The sequence below is a fragment of the Helicobacter sp. 13S00401-1 genome (assembly GCF_002272925.1).
Lineage (GTDB): Bacteria > Campylobacterota > Campylobacteria > Campylobacterales > Helicobacteraceae > Helicobacter_I.
The window spans coordinates 39,549-58,244 of the sequence record NZ_MLAR01000007.1 but is presented as its reverse complement, the minus strand read 5'-3'; the positions used below and the strand labels follow the sequence as shown (position 1 = coordinate 58,244).

At 35.1% G+C, this 18,696-nt stretch carries 22 protein-coding genes; 15 read left to right on the top strand and 7 right to left on the bottom strand.

From position 1 onward, the window contains the following. Positions 1-7 precede the first annotated feature (7 nt). From atpD to BKH43_RS05080, 11 genes are all read left to right on the top strand, one after another. Positions 8-1,420 (top strand): F0F1 ATP synthase subunit beta, encoded by a 1,413-nt coding sequence (atpD, locus tag BKH43_RS05130; protein WP_095229268.1) that lies wholly within the window; start codon positions 8-10, stop codon positions 1,418-1,420. Positions 1,421-1,434: 14 nt separating this feature from the next. Next, complete coding sequence (gene atpC, locus BKH43_RS05125; protein WP_095229266.1) at positions 1,435-1,818, top strand: ATP synthase F1 subunit epsilon; 384 nt, start codon at positions 1,435-1,437, stop codon at positions 1,816-1,818. Continuing rightward, complete coding sequence (locus BKH43_RS05120; RefSeq protein ID WP_095229264.1) at positions 1,819-2,385, top strand: MotA/TolQ/ExbB proton channel family protein; 567 nt, start codon at positions 1,819-1,821, stop codon at positions 2,383-2,385. A gap of 10 nt (positions 2,386-2,395) precedes the next feature. Then, positions 2,396-2,797, top strand: coding sequence for a biopolymer transporter ExbD (locus BKH43_RS05115; RefSeq protein ID WP_095229261.1), 402 nt, complete (start codon positions 2,396-2,398; stop codon positions 2,795-2,797). A gap of 26 nt (positions 2,798-2,823) precedes the next feature. Continuing rightward, on the top strand, positions 2,824-3,786 hold the full coding sequence (locus tag BKH43_RS05110) for a TonB C-terminal domain-containing protein (RefSeq protein WP_172402320.1): 963 nt from the start codon (positions 2,824-2,826) through the stop codon (positions 3,784-3,786). A 10-nt stretch (positions 3,787-3,796) separates the two neighbouring features. After that, entirely contained in the window at positions 3,797-5,221 is a 1,425-nt protein-coding gene (gene tolB, locus BKH43_RS05105; protein ID WP_095229257.1) for a Tol-Pal system protein TolB, read from the top strand. A 39-nt stretch (positions 5,222-5,260) separates the two neighbouring features. Continuing rightward, positions 5,261-5,809: an OmpA family protein gene (locus BKH43_RS05100; RefSeq protein WP_095229255.1), complete on the top strand. Its 549-nt coding sequence runs from the start codon at positions 5,261-5,263 to the stop codon at positions 5,807-5,809. A gap of 5 nt (positions 5,810-5,814) precedes the next feature. After that, complete coding sequence (locus tag BKH43_RS05095; protein WP_095229253.1) at positions 5,815-6,861, top strand: tetratricopeptide repeat protein; 1,047 nt, start codon at positions 5,815-5,817, stop codon at positions 6,859-6,861. Between the two features lie 18 nt (positions 6,862-6,879). Next, the gene (locus BKH43_RS05090) at positions 6,880-7,416 is read left to right on the top strand and encodes a peptidylprolyl isomerase (protein ID WP_095229251.1); all 537 of its coding nucleotides are present in this window, start codon (positions 6,880-6,882) and stop codon (positions 7,414-7,416) included. A gap of 313 nt (positions 7,417-7,729) precedes the next feature. Further along, entirely contained in the window at positions 7,730-8,023 is a 294-nt protein-coding gene (locus BKH43_RS05085; protein ID WP_143429033.1) for a MarR family transcriptional regulator, read from the top strand. An 82-nt stretch (positions 8,024-8,105) separates the two neighbouring features. Beyond that, positions 8,106-8,663 (top strand): YceI family protein, encoded by a 558-nt coding sequence (locus BKH43_RS05080; RefSeq protein WP_095229245.1) that lies wholly within the window; start codon positions 8,106-8,108, stop codon positions 8,661-8,663. A gap of 135 nt (positions 8,664-8,798) precedes the next feature. On the opposite strand, the gene rnhA is transcribed toward BKH43_RS05080, so the two are convergent. The 3 genes from rnhA to BKH43_RS05065 are packed head-to-tail and all read right to left on the bottom strand — an operon-like array spanning position 8,799 to position 11,295. Beyond that, positions 8,799-9,260 (bottom strand): ribonuclease HI, encoded by a 462-nt coding sequence (rnhA, locus tag BKH43_RS05075; RefSeq protein ID WP_095229243.1) that lies wholly within the window; start codon positions 9,258-9,260, stop codon positions 8,799-8,801. Beyond that, a complete protein-coding gene (locus BKH43_RS05070; protein ID WP_095229241.1) occupies positions 9,260-10,324 on the bottom strand; it encodes a tetratricopeptide repeat protein in 1,065 nt (354 codons plus the stop codon). Before BKH43_RS05070 ends, rnhA begins: the two co-directional genes overlap by 1 nt. Next, complete coding sequence (locus BKH43_RS05065) at positions 10,324-11,295, bottom strand: peptidyl-prolyl cis-trans isomerase (protein WP_095229239.1); 972 nt, start codon at positions 11,293-11,295, stop codon at positions 10,324-10,326. The genes BKH43_RS05070 and BKH43_RS05065 overlap by 1 nt, the downstream gene beginning before the upstream one ends. A gap of 152 nt (positions 11,296-11,447) precedes the next feature. Between BKH43_RS05065 and BKH43_RS05060 the strand changes: the two genes are divergently transcribed. Genes BKH43_RS05060 through BKH43_RS05050 form a run of 3 tightly spaced genes read left to right on the top strand, consistent with a single transcriptional unit; the run spans position 11,448 to position 13,262 of the window. Then, positions 11,448-12,293: a fumarate hydratase gene (locus tag BKH43_RS05060; protein WP_095229237.1), complete on the top strand. Its 846-nt coding sequence runs from the start codon at positions 11,448-11,450 to the stop codon at positions 12,291-12,293. A gap of 24 nt (positions 12,294-12,317) precedes the next feature. Then, positions 12,318-12,872, top strand: a complete 555-nt coding sequence (locus tag BKH43_RS05055) for a Fe-S-containing hydro-lyase (protein ID WP_095229235.1) — start codon at positions 12,318-12,320, stop codon at positions 12,870-12,872. A gap of 45 nt (positions 12,873-12,917) precedes the next feature. Then, positions 12,918-13,262, top strand: coding sequence for a hypothetical protein (locus tag BKH43_RS05050; RefSeq protein WP_095229233.1), 345 nt, complete (start codon positions 12,918-12,920; stop codon positions 13,260-13,262). Between the two features lie 121 nt (positions 13,263-13,383). Here BKH43_RS05050 and BKH43_RS05045 read toward each other — a convergent pair whose 3' ends face one another. After that, the gene (locus tag BKH43_RS05045) at positions 13,384-14,670 is read right to left on the bottom strand and encodes a hypothetical protein (protein ID WP_095229231.1); all 1,287 of its coding nucleotides are present in this window, start codon (positions 14,668-14,670) and stop codon (positions 13,384-13,386) included. Between the two features lie 140 nt (positions 14,671-14,810). Here BKH43_RS05045 and mnmA point away from each other — a divergent pair, with 140 nt between their 5' ends. After that, complete coding sequence (mnmA, locus tag BKH43_RS05040) at positions 14,811-15,851, top strand: tRNA 2-thiouridine(34) synthase MnmA (protein ID WP_095229229.1); 1,041 nt, start codon at positions 14,811-14,813, stop codon at positions 15,849-15,851. Positions 15,852-16,034: 183 nt separating this feature from the next. On the opposite strand, the gene BKH43_RS05035 is transcribed toward mnmA, so the two are convergent. The 3 genes from BKH43_RS05035 to ppa all read right to left on the bottom strand — a co-directional run bounded on the left by BKH43_RS05035 (position 16,035) and on the right by ppa (position 18,684). Beyond that, positions 16,035-16,481 (bottom strand): NINE protein, encoded by a 447-nt coding sequence (locus tag BKH43_RS05035; protein ID WP_095229227.1) that lies wholly within the window; start codon positions 16,479-16,481, stop codon positions 16,035-16,037. A gap of 205 nt (positions 16,482-16,686) precedes the next feature. Then, on the bottom strand, positions 16,687-18,156 hold the full coding sequence (gene gpmI, locus BKH43_RS05030; RefSeq protein WP_095229225.1) for a 2,3-bisphosphoglycerate-independent phosphoglycerate mutase: 1,470 nt from the start codon (positions 18,154-18,156) through the stop codon (positions 16,687-16,689). A 9-nt stretch (positions 18,157-18,165) separates the two neighbouring features. After that, positions 18,166-18,684 carry an inorganic diphosphatase gene (ppa, locus tag BKH43_RS05025; protein ID WP_095229223.1) on the bottom strand — a complete coding sequence of 173 codons (519 nt, stop codon included), beginning with the start codon at positions 18,682-18,684 and terminating at the stop codon, positions 18,166-18,168. Positions 18,685-18,696 lie beyond the last annotated feature (12 nt).

Sequence of the window (18,696 nt, the reverse complement as noted above, 5' to 3'; positions counted from 1 at the left end):
GATAAATATGGGAAAAATAGGAAAGATAACACAAATTATGGGTCCGGTGGTGGATGTTGAATTCCAAGGATATCTACCAAACATCAATGAAGCTTTAGACATTACTTTTAATGTAGATGGGATAGAAAAAAAGCTAGTTTTAGAAGTAGCTGCCCACTTAGGTGATGACGTCGTAAGAACTATAGCCATGGATATGACAGAGGGTCTAACACGTGGTCAAGAAGTAAGGGCTAGAGGTTGCATGATAGAAGTTCCTGTAGGAGAAGAAGTCTTAGGTAGGATTTTTAATGTTATAGGAGAAGTAGTAGATCATGGAGCACCCGTAGAAGCTAAAATAAAGTGGCCTATACATAGAAGTGCCCCTTCATTTGAAGACCAAAGTACTAAAACAGAGATGTTTGAAACTGGCATTAAAGTAGTTGACTTACTAGCTCCGTATTCAAAAGGTGGAAAAGTTGGGCTATTTGGCGGTGCTGGAGTTGGAAAAACAGTTGTTATCATGGAGCTAATCCACAACGTTGCTTATAAACACAGTGGTTACTCAGTATTTGCCGGTGTTGGAGAACGTACTAGAGAGGGAAATGACCTTTATCATGAGATGAAAGAAGGTGGAGTTTTAGACAAAGTTGCACTGTGCTATGGTCAGATGAATGAACCACCAGGTGCAAGAAATAGGATAGCATTTACTGGTCTTACTATGGCAGAGTACTTTAGGGATGAGATGGGATTAGATGTGCTAATGTTTATAGATAATATCTTTAGATACGCACAAAGCGGTTCTGAAATGTCAGCCCTACTTGGAAGGATACCATCTGCTGTTGGTTATCAGCCAACTCTTGCTAGCGAGATGGGAAAACTTCAAGAGAGAATTACATCAACCAAAAAAGGCTCTATTACTTCAGTTCAAGCTGTATATGTACCAGCGGATGACTTAACTGACCCAGCACCTGCTTCAGTTTTTTCTCACCTTGATGCAACAACAGTTTTAGATAGAAAGATAGCTGAAAAAGGTATATATCCAGCTGTGGATCCTTTAGATTCATCATCTAGGATTCTAGATCCGCGTGTTATAGGCGAAGAACACTACAACATAGCAACTGGGGTTCAACAACTACTTCAAAAATACAAAGACCTTCAAGATATCATAGCCCTTTTGGGTATGGATGAACTAAGTGAAGAAGATAAAGTAACGGTTGAGCGTGCAAGAAAGATAGAAAAGTTTCTATCACAGCCTTTCTTTGTGGCAGAAGTTTTCACAGGCACACCTGGTAAGTATGTACCACTTAATGAGACTTTAGAAGGCTTTAGGGGAATCCTAGATGGCAAGTATGATAGCATTCCAGAAAATGCTTTTTACATGGTTGGGAATATTAAAGAGGTTTTGCAAAAAGCTGAAGCTATGAAAAACCCTTCAAAATAGAGAAAGGTTAAGCAATGGATGATTTGACATTAGTGCTGGTTACCCCATATGGTGAGATGTTTAACGGACCTGTTAAGCATGTGTATATGCCTGGCAAAGAAGGAGAGTTTGGTGTACTAAAAGGGCACTCTGCCCTACTAGCCTTACTAACTACTGGCATAGTAGAAATAGAACACCTTGATGGTAGCACTGAACTAGTTGCTATTAACTGGGGATATGTGGAGATAGCAGATAACCATGTGAATGCATTAATTGATAGTGCTGTGTGCTTAAAAAGTAAAGAAAACTCAAAAATATCTGAGTTTTTAAATGATGCGAAAGCTTTGTTAGAATCTGCAACTAGTGATAAATTATTAATAGCAAACGCTATGCACAAACTTGAGATGGCTTCTAAATAAATGGAATCAATTGTAAACTTTTTTGCTACTAGTAGCATAATAACTATTTTGGTAATAGTCTGGCTTTCTATCTACTTCATAGCCACGTTTTGGCTTTTTATATATAAATGGTTTCTACTAAGAAACATTAAAGAAAGAGAAAATATTTCTCTAGAAATGTTACTAACTGGCACTATATTTTCGCCAAAAAGTGCTGTTTTTAATAATCTTAAAAATGACACCATACTTTCTAAAGAGATGTTAAGTGTGTGGAAAAATCAGATTCTAAAGTCTTCTAGTGCTGGATTTACTTTCTTAAGTGTAGTAAGCTCTACAGCACCTTTTATAGGTCTTTTTGGAACTGTAGTTGAGATACTTGATGCTTTTTCAAAGCTAGGTGTTAGTGGTAATGCAACCTTTGATGTCATAGCACCAGTTATATCAAAAGCGTTAGTTGCTACTGCTTGTGGAATCCTAGCTGCCATACCTGCTTACTCTTTTTATCTAATCTTAAAACGTAAACTTTTGGAACTTTCTGTTTTGCTTCAAGCACAAGCTGATATATCTTTAAACATCAATAAGAGATAGTTAGTACATTATGCAAGATGATTTATTTGAATGGGATGAAAAGCCAGAGTTAAACATCACACCTCTAGTTGATATCATGCTAGTTTTACTAGCTATATTAATGGTTACAACTCCTAGTATAGTTTATAAAGAAAGCATAAATCTACCCCATGGCTCTAAAACGCAAAAAGCAAATGATACTGATATGCTAGTTGTTAGAATGGATAAAAATAAAAAAATATACATAGGAAAAGATACTTATAACTTCTTATCTTTTCCAGATAATCTAGCATTAAAGTCGCAAAACTATGACAAAACTAAGCAAGTTTATATAAGAGCAGATAAGTCTATAGCCTATGGTGATGTAGTCTTTTTACTAAAAGTTTTAAAAGATACTGGCTTTAGCAAGGTAGCCTTAGTCACAAGTGACTAATGGCAGAGGATTTAAGGCAAAGTAAAATGGATAAAGATATAGATCTAAGCTTATTATCACCACATCCTTCTAGTACCTCTTCTATCAAAAACACACTTTTTGATAGAAAAAATATCACAAATCCAAAATTATGCTTAATAAGTGCTATAAGCTCCATCATAATTTATATACTAATAGTATTTCTTTTAGTTATAGCAAGCCTTAACTTTTATAAAGCACAAAAGCTAAAACACTACTCTGATAAGTCAGAAGTTGATGTTTTTAGCAATATGCCAGTTGCAGAGTTAAAACAAAAAAGCATAGATGTCAGCTCTCTGATGCCACAAAGTGCGCTACCTAAAACACATGCTGCTCCTGAAGATAAAAATATAGCTTTGCCAACTCCACCAAAACCTTCTATAAACCTAAGTGATATGTTTGCAAATATTCCAAACTTAGATTTACAAAAAAAACTTAAGCAAGACAACATAAAAAAGCAAGAAGAGCTTAAAAAACAGCAAGCACTGCAGCGTCTAAAAGCAGAAGAAGAACTTGAAACCAGAAGAAGACAACAACAAAAAGAACTTGAAATGCTTCAGCAGCACAATCTTGCCTTACAAGAAACTATAAAAAATGTATCTGCAACTAGTTCAAATTTAAGTCAAAAAGTAAAAGATAGTTTATCTTTAAAGCTAAAAGTAGACAAAAGTGCAAGCATAGCACCAGACCAAAAGGGAATCTATGATAAGTGGTATGCAGAAGTACAAAATATTATCTATTCAAAATGGAACTCTAACTTTTATGAGCAAGCAAAGCTTAGTGCCAGGGTGTCTATAGATAGTGAAGGTCACTTTAGATATATGTATTTAGAATCTAAATCAAATAGTGATGAGTTTAATACTAAAACCATTAACTTTTTGCAAAGCTTGCAAAGTGTACAATTCCCAAAACCAATAAATGGTCGAGTAGAGATAATCATAAACTTTGTAACCCAAATAAACAACCAATAAAGAGGTATCAATGAAGCTAATAACTTTAATACTTTTAACGCTAGGTCTCTTGCTGGCTAAACCTGCAATGGATTCTTTAGCAATAGATGCTTTAAGTATCCCAGGAAGTATAGCGATTAACACTACTACATCAAGTACCGCGCAATCTACTTCTGCTACCAATGCCCCTACTAGCACTACTGCTCAGCAGCCAAATACTGCTTTAAATGAAGGAGAGATCGGAGACCCAACCATTGATATCATAAAAAATATCGATAAGCTACCTAACATACAAGTCATGGCTGCAGATAAATCTTCGCTAAGTCAAAGAATTATAGAGATGCTACTAACTGACTTAAAAGTTAGTGGTCACTTTAATAATATAAGCTTTGAGAATGCTGGAAGCAACACGCTAAATTCAACTTATCTAAATAACTTAAAGCTAAAAGATATAGGGCTTTTAGCAGATGTATCAGTTAGCCGAAGCTTTGGAACTATAAAAGCTACACTTACACTTTATGATACAAGCTCTGACTTAGAAACACCCTTATTAGAAAAATCCTATGAAGAGCCAACAGTTGATCTCTTTCCTTTTATATCTCACAACATGGCTAATGATATAAACGTACAAATAGGGGCAGATTCTATAAAATGGATGACAGGTTATGTAGTATTTTCAAGATATACAGGTAGCGGAAAGAGCGAGATATCTATCTCTGACTACACCTTAACTTATCAGAAAGTACTAATTAAAGATGGACTAAACATCTTTCCAAAATGGGCAAATAGCTCTAAAGACTCTTTTTACTATACAAAAATAGGCAATAAGGCAGATATCAGGCTTTACAACATATATACTGGCAAGGATGAAGATGTGCTTTCTAGCAATGGCATGGCCATAGTCTCAGATGTAAGTAGTGATGGCAAAAAGCTACTTTTAAGCCTAGCACCAAATGGACTTAGTGATATCTACCTTTATAATCTAGATGACAAAAAACTAACTAGACTAACTAGCTATACAGGCATAGATGTAAATGGAAGCTTTATAAATAATGACAAGTCTTTTGCCTTTGTTTCAGATAGGCTAGGCTATCCAAACATTTTCATTAAAGGTCTTTCTCCTAATGCACCTGTAACCCAACTGGTGTATCATGGTAAAAATAACAGCTCGCTTTCAACTTATAAAAATAACATAGTCTACTCAAGTAGGGAAAGTGATGAAGATACTGGTTTAAATGTATTTAACCTATATCTTGCATCCACCCAAAGTGACTATATAAGAAGACTGAGTAAAAGTGGAACAAATCAAATGCCAAAATTCTCAAAAGACGGCGATGCTGTCATGTATTTAAAGCAGACTCCACAAGAAAGTGGTTTGGGGATTATTAGACTTTCTATTAACAAAAGCTTTATTTTTCCTTTAAAGTTTACTAAAATCCAATCTTTTGACTGGTAACATAAAGTATAATTAGACATTATTTTCAAAGGAAGTAGAATGAGTCGTTTAAAATTAGCAATTCTTGCATTTGGTATATTATTTTTAGTGGGATGTGCTTCTAAAGGTGAAAGCATAGGAGCTAATAGTGGTGATGCTAGTAGCACTAGTACTGTTGCACAACCTACTCCTGCTGAGCAAACTCCAGCAGCAGAGGCTACTGCACCAACAACTCAAAGCCAACCTGTTACAAATCAAGCAGATAATGGTATCAAAGCCTTTCAATCTATACACTTTGCCTTTGACAAATATAACATCTCTGATGATATGCGTCAAAAGATCATAGATGATGCTAACTTTATTAAAAACAACAATATCAAATCTGTCCTTATTCAAGGTAATACTGATGAATTTGGTACAGATGAGTATAACTATGCACTTGGATTAAAAAGAGCTGATGCTGTTAAAAATGCACTTATACTACAAGGCATAGACGCAAGTATGCTGTCTACTATAAGTTTTGGCGAAAGTAAACCTGTGTGCACAGAATCTACAAGAGCTTGCTATCAAGAAAATAGAAGAGCTGACCTAGTAGTAAATAACAAATAGGTTTTATGTTGATAAAAACTGCTTTGAAGGCCAGACATAAAAGCAGACTAGGTGGTAAAAGTATTGGCGTTAAGGGTTTTTTGCTTAAAAAACCCTTATTAAAAGGCTCTATTGCTATCTTTACTGGTCTATTTTTTGCTAGCCATTTATATGCTTTAGAGCCTTCAGCCTTTGAGATACAAAGTGGGGCAACAAAGCAGGAGATGAAAGAACTTCAAAGCAGTTCAGAAAAGACTCAATTTGTTATAGGTGACTTTCAATCTAGGATACAAAATCTTGAACAAGGTGTTGATGGGTTAAAAAGTCTATATGAAGGCTTTAGTGTAACTAGCAGGCAAGATTCTCTAGCTTTAAAAGAACAAAGTGCTAAGATAGCCACTATGGAAAACACTATGAACTCTTACTACAAGGCTCAAAGTGCTCAAAGTACTACTATAAACTCTTTAAAAACTCAGATAGATGAAAACTCCCAGCGTATAAAAGACTTAGATAAAAAGATAGATACTCTTTCAGAAGTGTTACTAAAAGCAAACAATGACATACTTGCCCAGCTTCAAGCCCTAAGCACTCAAGCAAAGGCTTTGCAAAGTAATGCCATAAGCTTGCAAAATCAGATCAATGCGCCTATTAAAAAAGTCACTGAAGATAAGACAGAAACTACGCAATCAAGCCTAGGAGATGAAGTTTTGTCTAGCATGAGTAATGCTGATGTGCTAAGACAGGCCAAATCTTTTTTTAGAAAAAAGAATCTAGATTCTGCAACTAAACTTTTTGAGCGTCTTATAGAAAAAAACTATCATGTAGCGGAGGCTAACTTTTACCTAGGTGAGATAGCCTACGCGCAGAAATCATACACTAACGCCCTCTCTTATTTTAAGTCTAGTGTCACTCTTGACGACAAGGCAAGTTATATGCCTATCTTACTTTGGCATACTGCTTGGTCTTATAGATACTTAAAAGATAACGCAAATTATGGTAAATTTTTAAATACTTTAGTACTCATGTATCCAAACAGTGAGCAAGGTAAAAAAGCAAAAGATCTGAAAAGATAATCTTATAAAGGAAAACACATGAACACAGTTAAAGAAAAACAAGTAGTATCCATCCTATATACAGTAAAAGATGCAGACACAAATGAGATTATAGATTCCAACCTAGATGGCAAACCTCTAGAATTTCTATTAGGTGAAGGGCAAGTTATAAGTGCTCTAGAAAGAGAGGTGCTAGGTAAAAATGTAGGTGATAAACTAAACTTTAAAGCCCTTCCTCAAGATGCTTATGGAGAAAGAAACTCTCAACTATTACAAGAAGTACCAAGAGCTCAGTTTGAAGATATAGAACTAGAACGCGGTATGAGTCTTTTTGGTCAGTCTGAAGATGGACAAACTGTGCAAGTAATAGTTAATGACTTCAATGACGACATAGTTATCATAGACTATAATCACCCACTAGCTGGCAAAACTTTAGACTTCCAAGTTGAAGTATTAGGCACAAGACCACCAACAGAAGCTGAACTAAAAGGTGAAGCTTGTGGATGTGGTAGTGGTGGCGGACATGAAGAAGGTGGATGCTGTGGTGGCGGTGGTGGAGGCTGTGGCTGCCACTAAAAAGAAAGGGCTTTAAGCCCACTTTTTAGCATCCTTAATATCTTTAATAACAGGCACTTTACAAAAGCTATTTTTGTAAAGATAAGCCTAGATACTCTCCTTGTTATCTTATTTATTTTAAAAACATTATGAGATCGCTTTAAATCTACAAGATTCTATAAATCTAGCCTAAAACCTAAAAATAAAGCCTCTATCATCTTAACTCCCAGTCTTAGCCTAAAGATAGCGTTTTTATTAAACTTGTTATTTACTAGATATGCTTTTTATCTTGCATTTACTAACTGTGCTAAGATAGAAAAGTTATCTAAACGAGATCATAAAAAAGTTTGAAGTCCACTCATTAAAGTATGGCATACCTGCAAGAGAGTATGGAATCTTAGTGGTTATTAGCCAAAAGGAATACTCTCAAACCAAGATATCAAAGATAACTAAAGTGGATAAAAACATAACTCTTAATATGATAGATGCCTTAGAAGCAAAGTCACTTTTAAAACGTCAGAAAAATTCAAATAATAAAAAAAAGAATCTAATACTCATAATGCCAGAAGGCAAAAAGCTAACTAAAGAGCTTTATAAAGAGATGTTAGAAACTAAAGATAGTTGCTAGCCTTTTTAGATGAGGAGGAGCGAAAACTTTTATCAGACTTACTAACAAAAATCTACCATCATCTAATCACAAAGGGACAAAAATGAACAAAATGCTAAAAAGCACATTTTTAGTGCTAGTTATGTTATATGGTGGGGCTTTGCTCGCAGCTGGCAATATGAGTGCTTACAAAATAGATAAGGCTAACTCAAAAGTCTCTTTTCAAGGAAGTAAGATATTTGTGGTGCCTGTAAAAGGCGTCTTTAAAGATTTTGATGGAGTAGTAGATCTTAATGATAAAGGACTAGCTAAGCTAGAAGGGAAAGTGGTAGTTAACTCTGTAAACTCTAAAGATGAGACAAGAGATGAACACATAAGGGGAGAAAGCTTATTTGATAGCACAAAGTATCCTTATATCACCTTTAAAATGACTAGCTTTGAAGCACTTAAAGATGGCAAGGGTTTAGTAAAAGGGGTTTTAAGCATGCATGGAGTAGAGAAAAATATCACTTTGGAATCTAGTATTACAAAAACTGATACTAAGGCTACGCTTATCCTAACAGGTGAAGTTAATGTAAAAAAAGACTTTGGCATGAAAAGCTATGCGATAATGAACAACAATGTAAAATTTAGTGTTAATCTAGCACTAGATAGAGAGTAGTTTTGTAGTTAAAGCTTGTATCTGTAGTAGTCTTATATACTTAAAGGCTACTATTTAGTTAAGACCACTTTTTTTTGAATAAAAAAGATTCTATAGTACACGCATCACTTTAAAAAAAGTTTTATATAAACTTACTTATAGCAAACCTGGATCATCTTTACTGTTTAAAAACTTACTTGCTTCAAACCTTGCTACTTTATCACAGTGCTCATTTTGCGGATGCCCTGCATGGGCTTTAACCCAAACCATCATCACTTCATGACGTTTAGACTCCTCTATATACTCTTTCCATAAGTCAACATTTTTAATCTCTTTAAAGTTTTTTTTAATCCAGCCTTGAAGATATAGCTTAATGCTATCTACTACATACTTAGAATCACTATGTAGTAACACCTTACAAGGCTCATTTAAAACCTTTAGTCCTTCAATGACAGCCTTTAGCTCCATTCTATTATTAGTGCTATGTGCTTCTCCGCCTTTTAGCTCTTTTGTATAAAGTTTATTATTAGCATCCCTATATTCAAGTAAAGCACACCAGCCAGATGGTCCTGGGTTATTAAGACTAGAGCCATCAGTATAAATATTAACTTGCTTCACTAAAAACTTCCTTGATTTAATGTCTTAACACCAATTGGACTAACTTTAAGCACCATAGTATCTATAGAGCTACAAATTGGGCATCTGTGCGAGTAAAAAGGCACTACACCCTGACATACATTACATCTATAGCTAAACTCTAAAGTCCCTTTTAAGTGAGAATGTTTATGCAGCACACGTAAAGCCTCTAAGGCAAAAAGATCTATCTCTCTTTCATCACTTATAAAACCTTTAGCTCTATAAATATCTAGCACTCTTTCGTTACTAAGATAGTTAAAAGGAACCTCTTGTATACTAAAGTCCCAAAGTATATCTATATAGTTTTGCACATCTTCTATTTTGTTTATCTCTTGCCAAAACAAATGGACATTATAAGTCTTAAAGTGTCTTAAAACAAGAGCCTTCACACTTCCATCACTAGCTAAAATCTTAAGCAGCTTATCTATCTTTTCATTTATAGAGTATCTATTATGAGAGATTACTAGCATAGCTTCTAGGTAGCTTTGGTTTTTTTTGATATCAAAAAGCTTTTGGTTAGAATCTAGATTCTGAGCTTCATCTATACAAGTTAGCGTTTCTAGCGCTTTTTGATACTGCCCCATAAACTCATAACTTCTCATCAAATAACTTAGCATTTGTATATTATTAGGAAAGTTTTTAAGTACTTCTAAAAATATCCCCTTAGCTCTTTGCAAAAATCCAGCATCAAAGTAGCTAACCCCTAGTTCTTCTAAAACTTCTATCTTATCTTGAGTGCTATTTAGGTTATCTAGTAAGGTAGTGTATATACTTATAGCCTGTTCGTGATTACCAGCTTTTGCGTAGGTTTTGGCTATAGGAAGGAGGGTAGCTTTTGGATTAGCCGTAGTTTTTGCAAACTGCTTTATGCCTTCATTGATATTTGATATCTCAAACTTCTTACTTAAAACTTCAAGTGAGTGTTTTTTGTTTTTTCTTTTTAGTTTTAGTCTTGAGTAGTCAGCTATGGCGACCACAGCAACTATGGCACATAAGATTATGATACCAAATATAGGGTCGCGATATAGCTCGATGATACTTTGCATTAATCTCTTAATATTTCAATATTAGACCTAGCTTTTACTTTTGCAAAATACTCTGAAAGAATCTGTTCTTGCTTAGTAGCTATTAGTTTTTGAACTATATAGTTTTTAGCCTTTTGAAAGTCGATATGCTCTATATCTTCTTTTTTGGTTATAAAAAAGCTAACAAAAGTGTTAGCATCGCTTTGAAGCACTGGACTAAAGTTGCCTTCTTTACTAGCTATAAGCAAGTCTGCAACTTGTGGTGGTAAGTCTTTTAGCTCTACTTTTTCTGTGTCTTTTGCTATACCTTTTGGTAGGTTCTTAGTATCTTTAGATTTTATAAACTTTTCTAAAAGCTCTTTATTATTAGCTACATACTTAACTGTATCTATAGCCTTTGGTATATTAAACTCTTCTTGGTGCTTGTTGTAGTAGTCTCTTAGTTCATCATCTTGGCCTATGTTATTAGAGCTATATAAGATTTTTCCAAAAAGATTGTTATCTACCATTTGCTCTTTTAGCTTTTTTCTATAAGAGCTAAGAGTGAAGCCTTGCTTCTCTACTTCTGTATAGAACTGATCTAAGCTCATATGGTTTTGCTTAGCTAAAGAGTTGATTTGAGAATCTACATCATCATCACTGACTACTATCTTAAGGCGTCTTATTTCTTCATCTTTTAGCTTATTATCTATCAAAAGTTTTATGGCTTCTTTTTTACCTATCTTCATAGTCTTTTCTAGGTTAGATATCTCATATAAAGTTATAGGCTCTCTATTAACTAATATGGCTATACCACCAACTACATCAGACTTTGCATCCTTGCTAGTATCTTTAGAAGATGTAGTCATAGAATCTTTTTTTATGGAAGTTGAACTTGAGGCTTTAGTAGTAGTAGGCGCATCGCTAGTTGGGGCTTTGTTTAAGTCTTGTGCTAGAGTGATGCTAAATATCAAAGGCGTACTACATAATAAAAGTCTTTTCATAAAGTGCATTAAGTTACCTTTGTGTATGTGATAATGTTTACTTAAGATTCTAACACAAATTTTGTCAGCTAGTTTACTGGCCCATTTCTCACTTTATGCAACATTTAGTGATAGAATATTAGCTAGTTTTAAGTTTTTAACTATTGATTTAAAGGAAGGTTATGCGAGAGATACATGTGAATGAGATAACTGAAAGCGTAGCAAGTCTTTGTATAAAGGCTTGTTGTATACAAACTCCAGACATAAAAACAGCTTTTCAAGATGCTAAAAAAGTAGAAAAGTCAGTCCTTGGAGAGAGGATACTAGACACCCTAATAGAAAATGGCAAGATAGCAGAGACTAATATGATGCCTATATGTCAAGATACTGGTATGACTGTAGTATTTGTAGATGTGGGTCAAGATGTGCATATAGTCGGTGGTCTTTTAAATGACGCTATTAATGAAGGTGTAAGAAAGGGCTATATAAATGGTTACTTAAGAAAGTCTGTTGTTAATGAGCCTATATTTGAACGTAAAAATACTACTGATAACTCCCCTGCTGTGATACATTTAGATTTAGTTCCTGGTGATAAGATTAAGATTCTTGTAGCGCCAAAAGGTGCTGGAAGTGAGAATAAGTCTATGCTTAAAATGCTTGTGCCTGCTGATGGACTAGATGGCGTTAAGGCACTATTTTTAGAAGCAGTGAAACTAGCTGGGCCTAATGCCTGCCCACCTATGGTGCTAGGTGTAGGAGTTGGTGGTACTATGGAAAAAGCAGCGATCCTAGCTAAAAAAGCAGCCATACGCCCTATAGATTCTAAAAACTCTCACCCAAAATACGCTGCCTTAGAAGAAGAGCTTTTAGAGCTAGCTAATAAAACTGGTGTTGGTCCTCAAGGACTAGGTGGTAAAGTAACCGCTTTTGGTGTAAATGTAGAGTGGTATCCTACTCATATAGCCATGATGCCAACAGCTATTAACGTAAACTGTCACGCAGCACGTCACTACAGCGTAACCCTATAAGCACACTTAAAAGAAGGAAATAATATGGCAGAAGTAAAATTGCAAGCTCCATTTACTAAAGAGATAGGCAAAACACTAAAAGCAGGCGATACTGTACTTATAACAGGTACTATCATAGCCGCAAGAGATGCAGCCCATAAAGCTATGACTGAAGCACTAGCTAGAGGAGAAAAACTCCCAGTTGACTTTACTAATCAAACTATATACTATCTAGGCCCAAGCCCGGCAAAACCAGGCCATGCTATAGGAAGTGCTGGTCCAACTACAAGTGGACGTATGGATAAATATACTCCAGCTATGATAGATCAAGGTATAAGCGGTATGATAGGTAAAGGCTATAGAAGTAAAGAAGTTATGGACTATATGCTTAAAAATGGCGTAGTTTATATGGTAGCAGTTGGTGGAGCAGCAGCTTTAATATCAAACTGCATCAAAAAGTATGAAGTCCTAGCCTACCCAGAACTGGGACCAGAAGCTGTAGCACGCCTAAGTGTAGAAAACTTCCCTGCCATAGTAGCAATAGATGCCATGGGTAATAACTACTATGAAGAGGGACAAAAACCTTTTAAAGAGATCTAGTCCATAAGCGCTTTAGAACTCTTAGCAGTCATAGTCATCTTAGCAGTGCTTACTGGTCTTGGTTTTAAAAAGTTTGAGACATTTTATGCTTATAGACAAGTGCAAGCAACTATAACTGAGATGCAAGTTGACTTAAACAAGCTTTATGTAGACGCTTATATGAAGCATCAAGCCCTAAGTGAAAGGGAAGCTTTAAGCGTCTTAAAACGCTTTGAAGGTAACTTTAGATTCTACACTTTGAAGGCTAGTGCACGTGAAGTAAATATACAAATAGGTAGTGAGACTTTAAGGCTTAGACTAAGGCAAGACTTGCTAAACCGTGCTATCTTAACTTGTAATCCTACAGAAACACTTTGTAGAAAAGTCTATAATAGAATCTTTGATAAGTAAGTAGTCTTTTTTAATCCCCTACCTACTAACTACCCACTAAACTTGTTTTTTCTAATCTAATAACTTTAAAATCTCTTCTAAATAAAAGCTCTTTAGTAGTAAACAAAAAAGAGCTTAACTATTAGAAATGAAACCTCCTTGTGTCTATCCTTACGTTTAGTAACTGGTGATAAGTATAGTTCATGCCAGGCAAGGCTGCTACTACTTGATTAAAGCTACCTTTCCACCATTCAAACACAGTATCAAGTCTCCAAGTAACGTACTTACTTGACTTTAAGACTATATAAAAGTCATTAACCACTAATCTATCCGCCCTAAAAAGTGCTATAGGCTGATAAAGGGCATTTCTATAACCTGGCTGGTCATAAGATAGAAGCTGTCCTGTGCCTTCATAGTAAGTTCCATTATAGCCTAGCCATTTATACCTAAGCTGCCATGCTAGCTCAAGGCCACCACGAGGCACATACTTTGGTATCACTGGCCTAAAACGCTCCATACTTCCAGAGTAACCAACGCCTAAGTAAGCCCTATCAAGCCCTATATATCTTCCTACATCACTTCCTATGCTAGCTCTATAATAAAGCTGCTCAGCTATATCTACTGGGCCATTAGCCACTGGCATATTAGCTGCTGCAAAAGTGTTATCACTTACTCCAACCCTTAAGTAATCCCTATCATGTATGTGATGATAAAGCCCTTCTGCATCAAAGATTAAAAGCTTGTTAAAAAACTCATAGTGACTATTAAGCCCTACTCTAAATCGTTCCTTACTTGCAGTTCCTGCTGCTATATTGCCCCCATACCAGTCAAGATAAAATTGAGTGTAGCCATACTTAGTTCCACTATCTAAAAGAAAACCAGTTACATTAGGATTGAAGAAATAAAATGGAGGCCAAAATATAGACATGTTAAAAGGCTTCATGATATCTCTAGGAAAGATTCCAAAAACTGCTCTAAAATGGGAATCTTCACTATATCTATTCATATATTGATAATAAAGCCTTAAGCCTAAGTCTCCTTGAGTGTTAAGAGAAGCATTAAACCTTGGGTAAGTAAACTGGAGTTGCTGGGTTAGATAACCTCCTGCATGCAGAGAGTTTTTAGCATCTAGACTATATCCTAGATCAAAACTACCCCTAACTCCACCACGAGTTAAGTCTCCCCATATAAGGTTAGAATCTTCTATATTAATAGCAAACATATTAAACTGAAAGCCCAGTGTAAAAGCCTTTGACCTTTCTAAGGGTTTTATCTTAAGAAGGCTAGTGTTTGTTATATCTGTAGTATCTATAGAATCGATAGGCTTTAGTGTTTGCTTTGGAGTTTCTATCTCAGTAGCTAGAGTTAGAGTTCCTATATTTAATGCTAAAATACTTCCCAGTGTCAAAAGTCCAAAAGGTTTATACATCTCCTACCTTATAAATAATATTTTCATGATAGCAACACTTGATAAAGAGTGATAAGGAAAGCTAATATTATAATATTTTTAAAAACTTTATGGACAAAACACAAAGATAAAATTTTAAAGCACTACAAAAAAGGATACTAATGAAAAGTAAAAAGATTGCTCTTTTAATGAGTGGTGGAGTTGATAGCTCATATTGTGCATACTTGTTAAAAGAACAAGGTTATGAGGTCTTAGGCATGTATCTTAAACTACACACCAAAGAAGAAAAACATAACGTCTTTATAAAAAACTGTGAAAACGTAAGCCGCCATCTAAACATAGACTTTATAGTAGTTGATGCTAAGGATGAGTTTAAAGAAAGTGTGTATGACTACTTTATAGATAGCTATAAAGAAGGCATAACTCCTAATCCTTGCGCAGTTTGTAATCCTTTAATGAAGTTTGGCCTAGCCTTAGATAAAGCTAAAAGCCTAGGTTGTGAGTTTATAGCTACAGGACATTATGCAAGGATAGAAAAGCTAAATGGGGTAAATCGTATAAAATGCGCCCTAGATACTTCTAAAGATCAAAGCTACTTTTTATACGCACTAAGTCAAGACGCGCTAGATAGGCTAGTCTTCCCACTAGGAGATATGAAAAAAGTTGACATAAAGCCTAAAGCCTTAAAAGAGATGCCCTTTCTTGGTAGTCTAGAAACTTATAAAGAAAGCCAAGAGATTTGCTTTGTAGATAAAAGCTATATAGATTTATTACAAAAGCATGTTGAAGTAGACAAAGAAGGCGAAGTTTTAGATATAAATGGAAAAGTAGTTGGCAAGCATAAAGGCTATATGCAATACACCATAGGCAAGCGTAAAGGTTTTAGTGTAAAAGGCGCACTCACTCCTCACTTTGTGCTAGATATAAATCCTAAGACTAACCAAATAATAGTAGGTGAAAAAAAAGACTTAGAGACCTTTGAAGTTAAGGCTATAAATAAGTCTCTGCCAGAAAACTTTACAAATGGAATCTATAATGTAAAAGTACGTTATAGAAGCTCTTTAAGCCCTGCTAAAGTTACTTTAAATGAAGATAACACCATAGTCGCAAACTTAGAAGAGCCAGTCTTTGGCGTAGCTAAAGGCCAAGCTCTAGTTATATATAATGATGATATCGTAGTAGGCGGTGGAGTTATAGTTTAAAGCTTTGCATAGGGCTTATGCTAGCTAAAATATCTAGCATGAGCCCCTATGTAATATAGATTCTATAATTTTAATAAGGCTTTTAGCGTATATATAAGGCATCAAAATATAGCCTTTTAAGAAATATAGAATCTCTTTTTAATTAGTCTAATTTTTTATATATGACTCTGCATAATTTTTATCTTATAAAAGCTCTAGACACTTTTTCATATTTAGATCCCTTGCCCTCTTTCCCACTAAAAACAAATCTATAAACCACCATGCTTTAATAGCCCATAGCAGCATCCCACCTACGCTAGCATCTGATGAGGTTAGCATAAAGTTATAGTTTTCAAGATTAGTTTTATCAACAAGGGTAAGTACTATAAACACTATAGATAAAGCTAATCTAATAATGCCAAGTAAGATATCCCCTACCATAAATCGCCCAACGCCAAGGCTGCCAAAAAGAAAACTTCCCACCCAAAAGATTAGGCTAGGAGACTTTAACCTTGCCATAATAACTTTTTGATAAAACTCATCTCTTTGCTTATCACTTAGCTTATCTAGCTTTTCTTTTAATATACCAAGGGCTATGGAATCTTTTGGGAGCTTACCGCTAAGGTTTAGTAATATCGCATTTGTATCCATCTTTTCCTCTTTTGTAATTCAAAATGACGCAATTATAAGATTCTCAAAAAAAATAGTAAGAAATTTAAGATTTGAAGTAAAAGGTAAATAAAGAAAAGTTAAAAACTATTATCTACATTGCAAAATATAAAGTCTTTAGTAAAAAAAGACTTTAAAAAAGGTATTTAGCAATCTTGGCAATGCCTTAAGCTCAAAAACAAAAGTTTTAAACTAAAGGCTTGCTCATCTTAGGATCTATAGGAAGGCCCATGATTTTAAGCACGCTTGGGGCTATATTATCTAAAGCGCCATTTTCTACTTTACTAACGCCTTTAGCATTTATAAATAAAAACACATCCCCTACTGTGTGATTAGTTAAAGGTTTTAAGCTTTCATCCTTCATAGCCTCACAGTTGCCATGATCACTAGTCATAACAAAGGCATAATCTAACTTTTGGCTTTCTTTAAAAATCTCACCTATGCAATCATCAACAACCTCTACAGCACGAGTTGCTGCTTCATAATTACCCGTATGCCCTACCATATCACCATTTGCAAAGTTCACTACTATAAAGTCAAAGCCTTCTTTCATAGAATCCATAACCTTATCTTTAACTTCATAAGCACTCATCTCTGGCTTTAAGTCATAAGTTTTTACATTAGGACTTGGCACTAGGAATCTTTCTTCCCCTGGAAAAGCACCTTCAACGCCACCATTTAAGAAAAAAGTCACGTGCGCATACTTTTCAGTTTCTGCTATATGGGCTTGTTTTAATCCAGCCTTGCTTATAATCTCAGCTAAAGTATCTTTAACTTTTTGTTTAGGAAAAAGTATAGGGAAGCTAAAACTTTCATCATACTCACACATACAAAGCACTTTAAAACTGCCCTTTGGTCGTGGGAAGTGTGAAAACTCTTCTAGTCCTATAGCGCCCACTAACTCGCGCGCCCTATCACTTCTATAGTTGAAAAATAAAAAGCCATCATCTTTGTTAAAGCCTTCATAGCCACTAAAACTAGCAGGCTCTATAAACTCATCTAAAACTTCGTTTTCAAAAGAGGCTTTCACATATTCAAGTGGACTAAGAGTAGTGCTAGGTGTCCCTTCAACTATGGCCTTATAGGCTAGCTCTACTCTATCCCATCTATTATCCCTATCCATGGCATAGAAACGTCCATTTATAGTTGCTATCTTTACTCTATCATCTAAAAAAGATTCCATCTCTTGTAAAAATTCTAGGGCCTTTAAAGGCTTAGTATCCCTACCATCTGTTATAAGATGTAAATATATTTTTTTATCTTTGATGATATTAAGTAGTCCTTTAAGATGGGCGATATGAGAGTGCACACCGCCATCACTTAAAAGCCCGCATATATGAAGCGTATTAAGAGGCTCTAAAAAACCTTTTAAAATCTCACTAGATGAAAGTTCCCCATTATCAAGTGACTTGCTTATCCTAACTAGGTCTTGATAAAGCACACGCCCACTTCCTATGCACATATGCCCTACTTCACTATTACCCATTTGCCCACTTGGAAGACCAACGCTTAAGCCGTGCGTACTAACTAAAGAGTTAGGAACGTGCTTAAAAAGGTAGTCATAGTTTGGCTTTTTAGCGTGGAAAAAAGCATTATAGTCTTGCTTCTCACTATAACCTATGCCATCTGTTATAACTAAAACTACTTTTTGTCCCATTTTAAGCCTTTATTTATAAGCCTTTAAAGACTTTTGAAGCACAGCGTCTGCTTCTTTTACGCTTGCAAAATCTTTTACTTTTACCCATTTTTTAGGCTCTAACATCTTATAGGTTTCAAAAAAGTTTTTGATTCTATCAAGGGTGATTTTTGGTAGGTCATCCATTGATTTTATATTTTCATATCTTGCATCTACTTTGCTAACTGGCAGGGCTAATAGCTTTTCATCCATACCTTTTTCATCTTCCATAACAAGCATGCCTATAACCCTGCAAGCTATAACGCTGCCTGCTTGAAGTGGATACTCATTTAAGACTAATATATCAAGTGGATCCCCATCATCTGCTAAAGTTTGAGGTATAAAGCCGTAATTTGCCGGATAAAACATAGCTGAAAACATCACTCTATCTACAACTATAGCCCCACTATCTTTATCTATCTCATATTTTATATTAGACCCATAAGGTATCTCTATAACTGCGTTTATGTGGTTTATGTCTTTCCCAAAACTTATCTTATCTATGTTCATTTTTAGCCTTTC